This window comes from Peptoniphilus sp. BV3AC2, assembly GCF_000478945.1.
GTDB classification, from domain to species: domain Bacteria; phylum Bacillota; class Clostridia; order Tissierellales; family Peptoniphilaceae; genus Peptoniphilus_B; species Peptoniphilus_B duerdenii.
The window spans coordinates 347,573-361,030 of the sequence record NZ_AWXD01000008.1 but is presented as its reverse complement, the minus strand read 5'-3'; the positions used below and the strand labels follow the sequence as shown (position 1 = coordinate 361,030).

Annotated in this window: 15 protein-coding genes; 14 read left to right on the top strand and 1 reads right to left on the bottom strand. The window is 35.7% G+C overall.

Going from position 1 to position 13,458, the window contains the following annotated elements; genetic code table 11:
* The first annotated feature begins 483 nt into the window (after positions 1–483).
* The 4 genes from HMPREF1252_RS09505 (at position 484) to HMPREF1252_RS03530 (ending at position 2,871) form a co-directional block, all read left to right on the top strand.
* Positions 484–612 carry a restriction endonuclease subunit S gene (locus HMPREF1252_RS09505; protein WP_081695914.1) on the top strand — a complete coding sequence of 43 codons (129 nt, stop codon included), beginning with the start codon at positions 484–486 and terminating at the stop codon, positions 610–612.
* A 295-nt stretch (positions 613–907) separates the two neighbouring features.
* Positions 908–1,453 carry a 5-formyltetrahydrofolate cyclo-ligase gene (locus tag HMPREF1252_RS03540; RefSeq protein ID WP_023059317.1) on the top strand — a complete coding sequence of 182 codons (546 nt, stop codon included), beginning with the start codon at positions 908–910 and terminating at the stop codon, positions 1,451–1,453.
* Between the two features lie 70 nt (positions 1,454–1,523).
* A complete protein-coding gene (locus HMPREF1252_RS03535; RefSeq protein WP_023059229.1) occupies positions 1,524–2,177 on the top strand; it encodes a cupin domain-containing protein in 654 nt (217 codons plus the stop codon).
* A 43-nt stretch (positions 2,178–2,220) separates the two neighbouring features.
* Positions 2,221–2,871, top strand: a complete 651-nt coding sequence (locus HMPREF1252_RS03530) for a hemolysin III family protein (RefSeq protein ID WP_023059141.1) — start codon at positions 2,221–2,223, stop codon at positions 2,869–2,871.
* A 57-nt stretch (positions 2,872–2,928) separates the two neighbouring features.
* Here HMPREF1252_RS03530 and HMPREF1252_RS03525 read toward each other — a convergent pair whose 3' ends face one another.
* A complete protein-coding gene (locus HMPREF1252_RS03525; protein ID WP_023059399.1) occupies positions 2,929–3,285 on the bottom strand; it encodes a DUF488 domain-containing protein in 357 nt (118 codons plus the stop codon).
* 153 nt (positions 3,286–3,438) lie between these two features.
* On the opposite strand from HMPREF1252_RS03525, the gene HMPREF1252_RS03520 reads away from it, so the two are divergent.
* The 10 genes from HMPREF1252_RS03520 (at position 3,439) to HMPREF1252_RS03470 (ending at position 13,414) form a co-directional block, all read left to right on the top strand.
* Entirely contained in the window at positions 3,439–3,624 is a 186-nt protein-coding gene (locus HMPREF1252_RS03520; protein ID WP_036746790.1) for a hypothetical protein, read from the top strand.
* Between the two features lie 145 nt (positions 3,625–3,769).
* Positions 3,770–4,681, top strand: a complete 912-nt coding sequence (locus HMPREF1252_RS03515; RefSeq protein ID WP_023059385.1) for a carotenoid biosynthesis protein — start codon at positions 3,770–3,772, stop codon at positions 4,679–4,681.
* A 9-nt stretch (positions 4,682–4,690) separates the two neighbouring features.
* Positions 4,691–5,161 carry a GNAT family N-acetyltransferase gene (locus HMPREF1252_RS03510; RefSeq protein WP_023059206.1) on the top strand — a complete coding sequence of 157 codons (471 nt, stop codon included), beginning with the start codon at positions 4,691–4,693 and terminating at the stop codon, positions 5,159–5,161.
* Positions 5,162–5,255: 94 nt separating this feature from the next.
* Entirely contained in the window at positions 5,256–6,641 is a 1,386-nt protein-coding gene (locus HMPREF1252_RS03505) for an MATE family efflux transporter (RefSeq protein WP_155804234.1), read from the top strand.
* Between the two features lie 639 nt (positions 6,642–7,280).
* On the top strand, positions 7,281–7,580 hold the full coding sequence (locus HMPREF1252_RS03500) for a DUF2089 family protein (protein WP_023059416.1): 300 nt from the start codon (positions 7,281–7,283) through the stop codon (positions 7,578–7,580).
* Position 7,581: 1 nt separating this feature from the next.
* Complete coding sequence (locus tag HMPREF1252_RS03495; RefSeq protein WP_023059381.1) at positions 7,582–7,905, top strand: hypothetical protein; 324 nt, start codon at positions 7,582–7,584, stop codon at positions 7,903–7,905.
* A 1,905-nt stretch (positions 7,906–9,810) separates the two neighbouring features.
* Positions 9,811–10,569, top strand: a complete 759-nt coding sequence (locus HMPREF1252_RS03485) for an SDR family oxidoreductase (RefSeq protein WP_023059326.1) — start codon at positions 9,811–9,813, stop codon at positions 10,567–10,569.
* Between the two features lie 82 nt (positions 10,570–10,651).
* Positions 10,652–11,680 carry a S66 peptidase family protein gene (locus HMPREF1252_RS03480; protein WP_023059252.1) on the top strand — a complete coding sequence of 343 codons (1,029 nt, stop codon included), beginning with the start codon at positions 10,652–10,654 and terminating at the stop codon, positions 11,678–11,680.
* A gap of 36 nt (positions 11,681–11,716) precedes the next feature.
* Positions 11,717–12,826, top strand: coding sequence for a lipopolysaccharide assembly protein LapB (locus tag HMPREF1252_RS03475; RefSeq protein WP_023059174.1), 1,110 nt, complete (start codon positions 11,717–11,719; stop codon positions 12,824–12,826).
* A 108-nt stretch (positions 12,827–12,934) separates the two neighbouring features.
* Positions 12,935–13,414, top strand: coding sequence for a hypothetical protein (locus HMPREF1252_RS03470; protein WP_023059410.1), 480 nt, complete (start codon positions 12,935–12,937; stop codon positions 13,412–13,414).
* The last annotated feature ends 44 nt before the right edge of the window (positions 13,415–13,458 follow it).

Sequence of the window (13,458 nt, the reverse complement as noted above, 5' to 3'; positions counted from 1 at the left end):
AAAGGGCACTCCGGTGTCCTTTTTTTAGTTGGTGTTTTGTGACCTTTGTATTAGATGATAAGTGTTTGATTTTAAAATGATCTTAAGTCTAACAGAATAATTTAGGAGAGATTTCACATTAATAAATGGGGAAACTGTTGTAATTATAATTAGTAAGTATGCATAAAAATGCTTCGTAATGAAGATTTAGAAACATCAAGAATAAAATTAAAAGAGTATTATAAAACACATATCCGGGAGAAGATGTGCCAATATAAACTTTGGAAATAATAAAATAGTTAAATTAAAAGCGTGGATTCCCCTGTTATTCCAACAAAAAGATAGGATGGAAGTGATATAATTACTTTAAGAAGCATAGGGGGGAGATTATGAAAAATTAGAACAAATAAGACAAAAGAATTTAAAGAAACACTAAAAATAATGAGAAAAAATAAAAATTGAACGGGACGGAGTAACCCATGACTACACCAAAAACAAGGAGTAATTAGCAAAGAAATAATAAGCAATCAAACTATTCCTCTCCCACTACTAGCAGAACAAAAAAGAATCGTCGATAGATTAGAAGAGCTACTACCTCTCTGTGACAAACTTATAAAGAATAAAGAAAAGTAGAGAGCTCATATATATAAATTAAGCAATTATTTCCACAGGCTTTTAGGCTCACAAACCTAGAAGCCTTTTTATATTCTCATTCTATGAGAATCATTTATAAAATGCTAATTTAGTTGTTATTACAACGTAGCTTTTGTTTTTATTGTAGTATAATTGAAATATAAAATCAATTAGTAGAATTTATGCTTTGATTCTGTTTTGAGCAAAAATAGATGCCTTAGTTTGCTATGATTCTTGAAAGGGATTTTGATATGAAGTTTGAAGAAAAAAGTAACATACAAAAAATAAAAAAGATTTGAGAAAAAAGATGCTATCTAAGTCCCTTGCACTTCCGGAGAGTTACAAAATTGATGCGGACAGAGAGATTACTCGGTTACTCTTAGGACTTCCTGAATATAAAGATGCGAAGACTGTCTTTTGTTTTGTAGGTGTGGAGCATGAGATCAACACTAGACCTTTTCTTAACCAGGTGCTTGCAGACGGCAAGCGGCTTGCGGTTCCGCTCTGTGTTGGAAAAGCAGTTATGGAAGCGAGAAGAATATTTTCCCTTGATGAATTAAAACGCGGATACTACGGACTCTATGAGCCGGATAAGTCTTCGGAGCTTATTCCTATGGATGAGGTTGAGTTTGCTGTAATTCCTTGTCTTACTGCAGATCATAAGGGCAATCGTCTCGGTCATGGCGGTGGGTTTTACGACACTCTTTTCAATGAGTATAAGAATGTGCCGGCTGCTATTATTTGCAGAGAGCGCATGTGTGGCGAAGTGCCGACAGAACCATTTGATCACAGGTTTTCTATAACTGTTACAGAAGATGGCGTATTTCGAAATAATAATTAAATTAAAATTTGTGTGAATCGTGGAAAGATTAAAAGTAAAATCACTATTACTGAAAAAAGGATGTGATTAAATGAAAGAAAAAATAGGTGAAGTCTTTTCCATAGGAAAGGATAATCCGTCGGTTCCAGGATGTACCATTTCAAAAGAAATCTATGGTGGAGAAAGCTCCATTACGTATTTTTCACTGGCTAAGAATACGGACATAAGCGCGGAGATTTATCCTTACCACAAGCTAATAATCGTTGCAGAGGGAAGCTTGGAGGTTTATGGAAAAGATAATTTCTTGCAAAAATTGCAAGTTGGAGAAAGTATCTTAACGCTGACGAACACCCCTATGGGGATGAGAACTGCAGAAGGCAGTGTGTATACAGAAATATCTGTAAGAAAGGAGAGTATTATGAACGAAAAAATTAAAGCAGGAGAAGTTTTTAAATTAAAAGATCTTGTTCCTTATGGAGAAGGCAAGATCGTCAACATGGATGTGGTGCATAATGACAAGATGAAATTCGTCGTGATGGCATTTGATGAAGGCACAGGGCTTTCGGAACATGCCGCTCCCGGAGAGGCAATCATCTTCGCTTTGGACGGCGAAGCTGTCATAAGCTATGAGGGAAAGGACCATGTAGTCTGTGCAGGCGAAAATTTCCACTTTGCGAAGGGTGGTCGCCATTCTGTAAAGGCTACAAAGAAGTTTAAGATGGCGCTTCTTCTTACTTTGGAATAAAATGATTTAAAGAATATTAAAAATATTGGAGGTGGGGATAAAGATGAGAATTATTAAATATAGCAAGTCTGAGGAAGCTTTAAATATAGCTACCCACATCTTAGGATTTATCCTAAGCCTTATATTTTTCCTACCGGTAGTCCTTGAAGCCTATCGGGGCAAAGATATGATTGGATTTTTGGCGTGGTTAATCTATTTTATAGCCATAGCCATCATGTTTTTATCATCAAGTCTCTACCACTCTATGAAAAATCCACTAGCAAGGACGGTCTTTAGGGCAATCGATCATGGGGTGATTTATCTTACGATTGCAGGTTCCTATACTCCAATTATCCTAATTGGTTTAAGATCTACTTTTGCCATAGTTATATTTGTTTTAATCTGGATTTTGGCACTATCGGGCATAGTGATGAACATAATTGCATTTACTACAGGTAAAGAAGATAAAATAAGCAAGGCTTCTATGACCATATACATGGCAATGGGATGGATATCTATTCTTCTTATATATCAGATTTATAAGTATATTGGCATGAGCTATATTATATTTTTGTTGCTTGGCGGACTTTTCTATACCATAGGAGCTGTTTTTTATTCAATAAAGAAAATCCCCTACAATCATGCCATCTGGCATATATTTATACTTGTGGCAGCCTTTGTCATGTTTTATGGCAACTATAAATTTTTAGGATAATTTTGAAAAAATAAGCAAAAATCAGCAGTCGAGAATACTGCTGATTTTTTATAATTTCTATTCATCCAACCAATCTTTTAAAACAACGGCATTGTTATATTTTTCGTCTTTTGCGGCATAGAGCAATGTCACATTTAAATCCTTTATCTTTTGCAGGCACAGATCCTTAAACTTTTGCGACTGTGGATTGCTATTTAGTTCCTTTGTGTAAAGTTCTTTAAACTCATCATATTTTTCAGGATCATGAGAAAACCACTTTCGAAGTTCGTTCGATGGAGCGATTTCTTTTGCCCATAAATTGATATCAGCTTTTTCTTTTTTTATTCCTCGCGGCCAAAGTCTGTCTACAAGAATACGAAACCCGTCAGTTTCTGCTGGAGTTTCATAGATTCTCTTGCAACATAATTTATTCATAATATGTCCTCCTTAAAAAGAAAATTGTAAAAGTTTCTAATAGGATATTGAAACAACATAAAGATTGATTTTATTGTAGTATAATAGAAATTTAAAATCAATCGGCTCAATAATTATAATAATTTGCCGTTTGGGATTATTTGTAGAGATCTCATGTGTAGCGAAGTGCCGACGGAACTCTTTGATCACAGGTTTTCGATTGACGAGGATACGGACGATAAGTTGATGGTAGAAACTAATTTGTGTTTTCAAAAGAATTATAATATGAGCGAATTCTTTAAAAAATTAAAAGTAGAACTTAATTTAAGATCTGTTAAATTGACAGATGGAAATGAATAGACGAAAATATTAACAAATGTGCGAGAGAGAAATCTTTCGCTTTTTTTGACCTTGAGAGAAAAAAGAATTATTGATAATATTGTTTTAGATATTGCGTTAGATGGTACTTAAGCTTCAATTAGAAAATAAATTTATGGAGAGTTGTATGAACTGGATAAATAGTTTTGAAATCATATGTTATTTTATAGTTGCTATATTACTTATAGATATTTTAAAAAATAAAAATTATAGAGAGCTGGGACTTTTGATTTCGGGGGCAATTGCTGGGTTCTCTTTAGAACTACTGGCGGTTAGGCTTACAGACATCTACCATTACAGCAACGCTTTCTACATAAGCATCGGCTTTGTACCATACCAATTTCCATTTTTCGGCGGACTTATGTGGGGCGGAATAACCGTGTGCGCACTTCGAATAGCGAAGAAGTTTTCTCTAACAAAGATTATGACAGCGCTACTAAGTGGATGGCTCATAGTTAGCATGGATCTTCTTCTCGATGTGGTTGCCATCAGACTCGATGGAGGATTCTGGGTGTGGGATGGTCGTCCAATTAATCTAGATATCAATCATCACATGTTTATGAGCGTAATCTGGGTAAACTTTCTCGGATACATGTTTGAAGTTCCGTCAATCGTGTATATGACATTAAAGAGTTGGGAAAAAGGTATCGATGAAAAATTAAATCTAATGAGATCAATGCTCATTGGAATAGGAGGAGTAGCTTTCGTAGGAATTTGTAGCTTTATATCGCTATATTTAAACAAAATAACCTATGAATGGTTCTCGGTCTTAGCATTTCTTGGCATATGGATATTCGTTTTAATAAGACTTATAAGAGAAATTCTAGCACAGAGAAAAAATCTAACCTTTGGAAATAAAAAGGATTGGACGAGCATTATATTTTGGTTTAGTATATACGCCTACTGCATCGGCGGACTTATAAAACTTGAAATCATACAAGCAGTTCCTGTTTATGGAATCTTTGCACTTATGCTATTTATAATGACGCTTCTGCTGGCGTTGGTAGATGTGAAAGAATCAGATGATTTTAGAAAGTAGGGAATTGCAATGAATATAAAAATAAAAGAGATTTTAGATAAAAAAGAAAAAGAAAAAATAGCAAGAGAAATCCTGACAGACCTACCAGAATGGTTTGGTCTGCCAGAGAGCACAGAAGACTATATAAATGAATCCGAGTCGAAACCGTTCATCGCTTCCTTTGTAGACGATGAGGCGGTAGGTTTCATCGTACTAAACGAAACGAGTAGGGACTGCGCCGAGATATTTGTCATGGGAATAAGGAAAGAATATCATCGAATGGGCATTGGAAGGATGTTAAACGAAGAATACGAAACTATGGCGAAGAAACTCGGCTACACCTATTCACAGGTAAAAACCGTAGAGAAAGGCCATTATGAAGAGTATGACATCACCAATAGTTTCTACGTTGCGGTGGGCTACAAAGAATTGGAATGCTTCAAGAAATTATGGGATGAATGGAATCCATGCCAAGTATATGTAAAATATTTGGGTGAGTAAAATTATTTTATTGATTAGAATTAGTATGAAAATATTGAGAGGGCGACCTCTCTTTTTTAATATTTAACTTGCTATATGTGATGAATAAAATTTAGTGCAGTATGCTATAATTAAGCTATTCTTAACAAGAAAGGAAGTTTATATGAATCATTATCTTACTGATGAAAAGCCTAGTAAGGCGATTATTAAATTCGCCCTGCCTATGATTATCGGTTCACTTTTCCAACAGGTCTATACTTTAGTAGATTCTGCTGTCGTTGGTAAATACGTTGGCGAAGCAGCACTTGCTTCTATTGGAGCAAGCTTTGCCCTAACTACCATTTTTATTTGTATAGCAGTAGGAGGTGGGGCAGGAGCTTCAGTTCTTATAGCAAGATATTTTGGGTCAAGAGATTATAAAAGAATGAAAAGTTCTATTTATACATCCATGATAGGATTTTTATTCCTATCCTTAGCTCTTTCGATATTTGGACTAATATTTTCTGAAAAATTAATGGCTATCTTAAATACTCCTGCAGATATTATGGATATGTCGATTCTTTATTTAGACATTTATTTTTATGGCTTGCCATTTTTGTTTATGTATAATATTATATCAGCCCTCTATCAGGCTCTTGGAGAATCAAAAATCCCCCTATACTTTTTGATATTTTCATCAGTATTGAATGTGATTTTGGATATTTACATGGTTAAAGACTTAGGATACGGTATTAAGGGAGCAGCTTACGCCACTCTCCTAGCCCAAGGTTTGTCAGCTATTTTTTCTTTTGCAATTTTTATAAGGCACTTGAGGAAATTTGATGTGGAAATTGACAGGGTTTTTGACCTTAAGGAGCTTAAACTTGTCACAAATCTTGCCCTTCCATCAATTTTACAACAATCAACCGTTACTATCGGTCAGCTTCTCGTTCAATCAGTTGTAAATTCTTTCGGTGTAGAAATATTGGCAGGCTTTTCTGCAGCAATGAGGGTTGAAAGCCTAATTATAGTTCCGATAACAAGCCTTGGCAACGCAGTTTCTTCTTACACTTCTCAAAATGTTGGAGCGAGAAAACTAGAAAGGATAGGCAAAGGACTAAGAGCATCCTTAAGATTAACCATTTGTTATTGCCTCTTAGTTTTAATAATACTAAGAATAAATTATCCTGCCATAACGACTTTTTTTATGAATGAAAACTCTTCAGCTCTTGCCATAAACACAGCCAATGCCTATCTAAAATTCATCGCTTTTTTCTTTATCCTAGTAGGAAGCAAGCACTGTGTTGATGGATCTTTAAGGGGAATGGGAGATGTAAGAGTCTTCACCCTAGCAAATCTCATAAATCTTTTTGTAAGGGTATCTTTATCTATGACCCTTGCCCATAAAATAGGAGTAGAGATGGTCTGGTACGCAGTTCCCTTAGGTTGGTTAGTTAACCTCATAATTTCATCCATCTATTACGAAATAATTAAAAAAGATGATTTTAGCTTAAAGTTTTAGGAGAGTTAAAGAATTTAAGTCTTTAATAAAGGATAAAAAAAGATCTAGTGCACTGACTAATTAATTGTCATTGTCTAGATCTTTTTCCAATAATTTTTTTTCGTACTATAATAAAGGCTCAAATTTCTTCGGGCATCAATTATTTTTTGCTTATAGGACAAATTGAGCTATGCACTTAGAAATTTTAGTAATGTCCACATTAGATTTAAAATCGAAGCTTAGTTTACTTCCATCGTTAAAGGCGAGTATAAGTTCGCCATCTATATCAAGCACTCCTTTTGATAGATTTTAAAAGATTTTACAAGACAATTAATGTACTTAAGGTATAGTAAAAGAGACAGAAAGACTAACTATTAAAAGTCAAGATGTGAAACAAAGAAAATATAAGTCATGATATTGATAAAATCTGAAAGGACTATTGAAAGGGATTTAAAAGTTCTTACAGATGAAAAAATAATGGGGTATGTAGGTAGTGCCAAGAATGGATATTGGAAAGTAAAAGAATAAAAATAAAAGTCTAATATTAATAGAAAAATCTAGGAGAGGGCGACCTCTCTTTTTTAATATTAAAAATAAAATTTAAGATTGACTTTAATAAAATTAAAGGTTATATTTAATATAATTAAAGTAGGTGATGAAATGGCGATTGAAATAATTCCAGAATGGATGGCAAATTTAGACGACGAGGATCTATCCTTTATCAAAAATTTTATAATGGCGTCTGGCTCATTAAAAGAGATTGCAAAACAGTACGAAGTAACATATCCGACGGTGAGGTTAAGACTCGATAGGCTTATACAGAAGATTAGAATTAGCGAAGACAACGCAAACGAGCCATATATCTCGCTTATAAAAAGGCTTGCTGTAAATGACAAGATTGATTTTGAAACGGCGAAGATATTAGTATCCGAGTACAAGAAGATGAAAGAAGAGGATTAAAATGAAATTTACACTTATATTTTTTATAATTTATTTGTTGTTAGGAGCTCTAGTAGTCTACTTACAAATTTATTTTTCTAAGATGAAAAGTAGATGGATAGGACTGATACTTCCGGGGCTAACACTTATATATTCAATAATTATTGTTTTAAATATCGTAGAGCCATCGGTAGATATAAGTACAACTCAGCGTATAGCAATGGTGCTTTCCGCATTTATAACGAGCAATATCCCGACGATAATTCTCCTTGCAATTTATGCTGCGGTGAGACAAAAATTAAAGAGAAAATCAGAAATCGACAAGATGAATATCAAGGATTTATAGAATTAATAGGGATTTAAAAACAGTGGACCTAGTAGGTTTACTGTTTTTTTGTTGATTATAAAGAGCAGATTCCACTATGAAGGTCTATCCCAACTACAGTCATCCTGAGCGAAGACGGCTTGCCGTCGAAGTCGAAGGATCTGACCTATATTTAACCAAGTCTTTGAAAGTGAAATAATAATTATTCTGATGCTATCCGGATAGCATTTAAATTAAAAATAATGTAGATGCTCTACGTAGAGCATAAGAGAATAATCATCAATGTTTGACCTCACCAGGGTTATACCCGTTCGAAGCCCTAGCCGAAATCTTCGATTTCGCAGCAGGTCTTGTGCAAAGAGTTCCAAAGAAGCCGAGCATTGCGAAGGCTGATTTGCAGAACTCGACTGCCTCTCAGGGTGACTGTCTTCCTGGGGCATTTCCGTGCAGAGCCTTCGGCTGTGGAAGCAAGATGCTTCCGCTACAAAGTTAAACAATTCATTGAGATTATATAAATTTCATAACCAAAACCTCCATTCGACCTATTCCATAGAATCCTTACGCACTATCCTGATATAGACACAACCTAAGGCACTACAAGTGATTTTTGCTTTCGGCGTTAAGAAATTTTCCACTGTCTGAGAAGCGAGTTTGGAAAATTTTAGCCGAATAAGAAAATCACTACCAAAACCTCCCCAATGCGAGGTGGGAAGAGGGAGCTCGAGGGAGAAGGGAGGAAACTGCGAGTCTCGAAGAGAAAACCGTAGGTTTTTTCGAGAGACGTTAATTCCCTCCCTATCCCTCGTAAAAGAAAATTGGAAGGAGAAAGAATGAGGTTTGGTAATGTAAAAGATATTTATTAATGCTTATATGATTTCTGTCTTAAGTAGGTTAAATATGGGTCAGATCCTTCGACTCCAAAGGCTAGCGCCTTTTCCGCTCAGGATGACCAAGTGGAGGGATTGACCTCACAAAATTCATGGCAATAAACAAATTCTTTTTTTACAGAGCCTAACGGCATGGAAGCAGATTGCTTCCGCTACGGACAATCATCAGTATTTGACCTAACCAGGGTTATACACATTCGAAGCCCTAGCCGAAATCTCCGATTTCGTAGCAGGTCTTGTGCAAAGAGTTCCAAAGAAGCCGAGCATTGCGAAGGCTGATTTGCAGAACTCGACTGCCTCTCAGGGTGACTGTCTTCCTAAAGTTTTTTGGGAATAAATTTTTGATTCACTGCGTTCACTCGGGATGAGTGTATTGCTTAAGTTTTTTAAAAAAATTAGCCTCCCAACTACGGTCACCCTGAGCGGAAGAGCCGCAGGCTCTGAAGTCGAATGGGTCTAACTTCCTAGGGTCAAGTATAGGCAAATGAAATAATAATTATTCTGATGCTATCCGGATAGCATTTAATTTAAAAATAACGTAGATGCTCTACGTAGAGCATGAGAAAAAGAATAAAATTATATTTAGTAGATATTGTTTGAGATCCTTCGACTCCAAAGGCTAGCACCTTTTCCGCTCAGGATGACCAAGTGGAGGGATTGACCTCACAAAATTCATGGCAATAAACAAATTCTTTTTTCACAGAGCCTAACGGCATGGAAGCAGATTGCTTCCGCTACGGACAATCATCAGTATTTGACCTAACCAGGGTTATACACATTCGAAGCCCTAGCCGAAATCTCCGATTTCGTAGCAGGTCTTGTGCAAAGAGTTCCAAAGAAGCCGAGCATTGCGAAGGCTGATTTGCAGAACTCGACTGCCTCTCAGGGTGACTGTTTTCCTTAAGTGTTTTTAAAATGGAAGCAGATTGATTCCGCTACAAAAATACTCGCAAAATAACAAAACCAACTCTAAAGATAATTATTTTCAAAATAGGGTATAGTATTAATATAAAATAAATTATTTAAAGGGAGGATCATTATGAGATTTGAAAATAAAGTTGTTATTATTACCGGTGCTTCTTCAGGTGTTGGCAGAGCTGCGAGCATCATGGCGGCAAAGGAAGGTGCAAAGGTATATGCCATTGCTAGAAGGGAAGAAAGACTTCTTTCTCTTGCTAACGAAATTGACATGCTAGGCGGCAAGGGCGAAATAGTGCCTGTTACTTGCGACGTTTCTAAAAAAGAAGACGTGGAAAGTCTATTTGAAAATGTTAAGAATGAAAATGATAAGCTTGATGTGCTTATTGCAAATGCGGGCGTGATGGACAATTTTGAACCTATTACCCACTGCACTGAAGAAAATTTAAATAGAATTTTCGATATCAATGTGAAGGGGACTTTTAGACTTTTCAAAGGTGCAATCCCTCTTATGAAGGATGGCGGCGCAATCGTTGCTACTACTTCAATCGCGGGAATAAGAGGCGGCAAGGCTGGTGTGGCTTACACTATGTCTAAGAGCGCAATCCACGGTCTTGTGAGAAACACTGCTGCTATGTATGCAAACGACAAGATTCGTTGTAACGCGGTAGCTCCTGGTGGTATCGCAACTGAAATCATGGAAAACTTCTCAAATGTTGACGAAAAGGGAATGGAAGTTGTCATGAGAGGTCCTAAGCTTGACAAGATGGTTGCAACTGCTGAAGAGATCGCTTCGAATCTACTCTTCCTTGCATCTGACCAAGCGTCAAACATCACTGGACAAATCTTGGTATCAGACGGCGGACTTACTAATATGTAAAAAACATTTTGAGGGCTTGTTATTTAACAGGCTCTCTTTTTAGTTTATAATTGAAATAATAAATTAATTTTAGGTGATGAAAATGATTAAAAAAATAGGAATAGTAAGTCTCTCCTCCGGTGTTTTGGGAGAAGATTTTGTAAAACATGAGGTGGATTTAGGGGTTAAGAGAATAAACGACTATGGCATAGAAGTTGAATTTCTACCGAACGCTCTTAAAGGAATGGAATTTATAAAAGATCATCCGGAGTGCAGGGCAAAGGATCTGTTGCAGGCATTTGAAGATGATTCCATAGACATGATTCTATGTGCAATTGGTGGGGTGGATACATATAAACTTCTTCCATACCTATTTGACAATGACGAACTTAAAAATGTGGCGAAACAAAAAGTGTTTCTCGGATTTTCTGATACGACGATGAACCATTTTATGCTAAATAAGGTAGGAATAAAAACTTTTTATGGTCAGGCGTTTCTCCCAGATGTATGCGAACTTTCTAAGGAGATGCTTCCATATACGAAGAAATATTTTGAGGAGTTAATAAAAACGGGTAGGATTGAAGAGATAAGACCTAGCGATCTTTGGTATAAAGAAAGGGAAGACTTCAGCAAGGATGCACTTGGTCAAAGCATGGAGAGTTTCCCAAACTCTGGTTTTGAACTGCTAAGGGGCAACTCTACATTCAAAGGTAAAATTCTAGGCGGATGCATAGAGTCAATCTATAATATTTTTGTAAATGATAGGTTTGGTGACACGGTAGAAATGTGCGAAAAATATAAACTATTTCCAAGCCTAGATGAATGGAGGGGCAAAATACTGCTCCTTGAAACTAGCGAAACGAAATCCAGCCCAGAACTCTATAGAAAAATGATTCGTGCTCTAAAGAATTATGGAATATTCGATGTATTATCAGGAGTGCTCATAGGAAAACCACAAGACGAAGTATACTACGACGAGTACAAAGAAATTTTGCTAGGAGAAATAACTAATGAGAAACTGCCAATTCTCTACAATATTAATGTAGGTCACGCCACTCCTAGGTGTATCATACCTTTTGGGGTTGAAGCGGAAGTAGATGCTAAAAAGCAAGTGATAAGTTTTAAATATTAAACCGCGATAGAATTTTGATATATAAAAGGAAAATAAATGTTAAAGGATGTAAAGGCGTATTGGCGAAGTTTAAAAACTCAATATGAAGACAGGTATGACGAGCCTTTTCTCGATGATTATGACCATTCCGTAGAATATTTTGAAAAGATGGAAAATTATCTTCTTAAAAAGAAAGAAGAGAGACCGCTTGATTTGGATGTTATACTAAATCTTGCTTCGGCAAAGATGGAGCTTAGAAAAGATGATGGATCAGTGGAAATGCTAGAGAATTTTCTCCGAGAAAACTCTGCACTTCTTTCCGATGATGAAAAATCAAGAATCTACACAGACCTTGCCTTTTACTACTACGGAGAGAAGAGATTGAAATATTTAAAGTTGGCATATGATTTGATTTCTCCCTATGCGGAAACGGCTAAGGCTCTTGGAATCTACTATTTTAGCGAATATCAATACGACCATTCGAAGGAAAATCTCCATCTAAGTACAAATTATTTTAAAATTGCTAGGGAAATGGATAATGATTATGAGCACACTTTTAATTTTGCGGTCTGCCTCTACGAGGAAGGAAATTATATTCTTGCTTCAGCAATTTTTCGAGAGATTCTTAAAAAATATCCAAGTAGAATGAGGCTATTACTATCTCTAGCATACTGCAAAGCCTACCTTGGAAATATCGATAGAGCGAGAGTTTATCTAGACCAAGTTAAGATTGGAATGGATGAAAACTACCATCTTAGCACCGATGAAATAAATGACTATGAAATCTTCGACCTCTACTATGTGCTTGGGGATTATGATAAATTCCTAGAATCCTGGGAAAAAGAAAATATAGAGGAGTACTACACTCTCGACTGGGATCATTACTTCTACACACTGTGGATAAAGGGCAAGAAGGATTTGTTCTTAAAACTTGTTGAAAAGAATATTTCCTACTTGGACATGACCATTGAAGAAGCTGCGGAGGATGAATACGACAGTGAAGAAGAAAAGAATACAACCATCGCAGAACTTAAACAGGAAAAGAAAGACTTTGAAGAGATGATACTTAGAGTACAAAACTCCAACGAGAAACCGAAATTAAAACTTAGTTTAGAACCGGAGATGAACTGCTTTTTAATCGATTGTATAAGACATAAACTTTTGTAAGTACAAATATAAATTTTATAATGGATATAAATTACAAGAAACAGTCGCAAAATTTAGAAATAAAATTTGCAAAACTGATATATAATTAATATAAATTGAGGAGGGAACATGCTTTTAATCGAAACCTTGGTCATGTGTGCCATATTTTTTACCCTATGTTTTTTGGGAACGGGCACCGACCATAAGAATTTAAAAAACTACTCCACCTATCCAGATGAAGTTAAGAAAAAAGTACAAGAGATAGAAGAATATAAGGGAAGATTCAAAGAAACGAGTAAAACTAGAAACTTTGTGGCGAATTTAGTAGTATTCTTGGTAATTTTTATAATATTTGGAATATTTATCCGCCAAAGAGATTTTATCCAAAATTTCAAATCTCTATTTATAATGGGACAGGTGCTAAATATATTTGATTTAGTCGTAATAGATCTCATCTGGTGGAGAAATACAAAACGTATAAGATTTACCAAAATTCCGGACAAATCACTCTACCAAGATCCAAAAACTCATATCGATTCATTTGTAAGGGCGATAATAATGTATACCATCGTTGCAGCTGTCGACGGATATATCTTAACCATGTTTTAAAAATAAATAGAAATCATTTAAAGGGACCAATGGTCCTTTTTTGA

Bases quoted from the DNA above. Each gene is read 5' to 3' on its own strand.
- HMPREF1252_RS03535 (WP_023059229.1), top strand. From the start codon at position 1,524: ATGAAAGAAAAAATAGGTGAAGTCTTTTCCATAGGAAAGGATAATCCG.
- HMPREF1252_RS03530 (WP_023059141.1), top strand. From the start codon at position 2,221: ATGAGAATTATTAAATATAGCAAGTCTGAGGAAGCTTTAAATATAGCT.
- HMPREF1252_RS03525 (WP_023059399.1), bottom strand. From the start codon at position 3,285: ATGAATAAATTATGTTGCAAGAGAATCTATGAAACTCCAGCAGAAACT.
- HMPREF1252_RS03520 (WP_036746790.1), top strand. From the start codon at position 3,439: ATGTGTAGCGAAGTGCCGACGGAACTCTTTGATCACAGGTTTTCGATT.
- HMPREF1252_RS03515 (WP_023059385.1), top strand. From the start codon at position 3,770: ATGAACTGGATAAATAGTTTTGAAATCATATGTTATTTTATAGTTGCT.
- HMPREF1252_RS03510 (WP_023059206.1), top strand. From the start codon at position 4,691: ATGAATATAAAAATAAAAGAGATTTTAGATAAAAAAGAAAAAGAAAAA.
- HMPREF1252_RS03500 (WP_023059416.1), top strand. From the start codon at position 7,281: ATGGCGATTGAAATAATTCCAGAATGGATGGCAAATTTAGACGACGAG.
- HMPREF1252_RS03495 (WP_023059381.1), top strand. From the start codon at position 7,582: ATGAAATTTACACTTATATTTTTTATAATTTATTTGTTGTTAGGAGCT.
- HMPREF1252_RS03485 (WP_023059326.1), top strand. From the start codon at position 9,811: ATGAGATTTGAAAATAAAGTTGTTATTATTACCGGTGCTTCTTCAGGT.
- HMPREF1252_RS03480 (WP_023059252.1), top strand. From the start codon at position 10,652: ATGATTAAAAAAATAGGAATAGTAAGTCTCTCCTCCGGTGTTTTGGGA.
- HMPREF1252_RS03475 (WP_023059174.1), top strand. From the start codon at position 11,717: ATGTTAAAGGATGTAAAGGCGTATTGGCGAAGTTTAAAAACTCAATAT.
- HMPREF1252_RS03470 (WP_023059410.1), top strand. From the start codon at position 12,935: ATGCTTTTAATCGAAACCTTGGTCATGTGTGCCATATTTTTTACCCTA.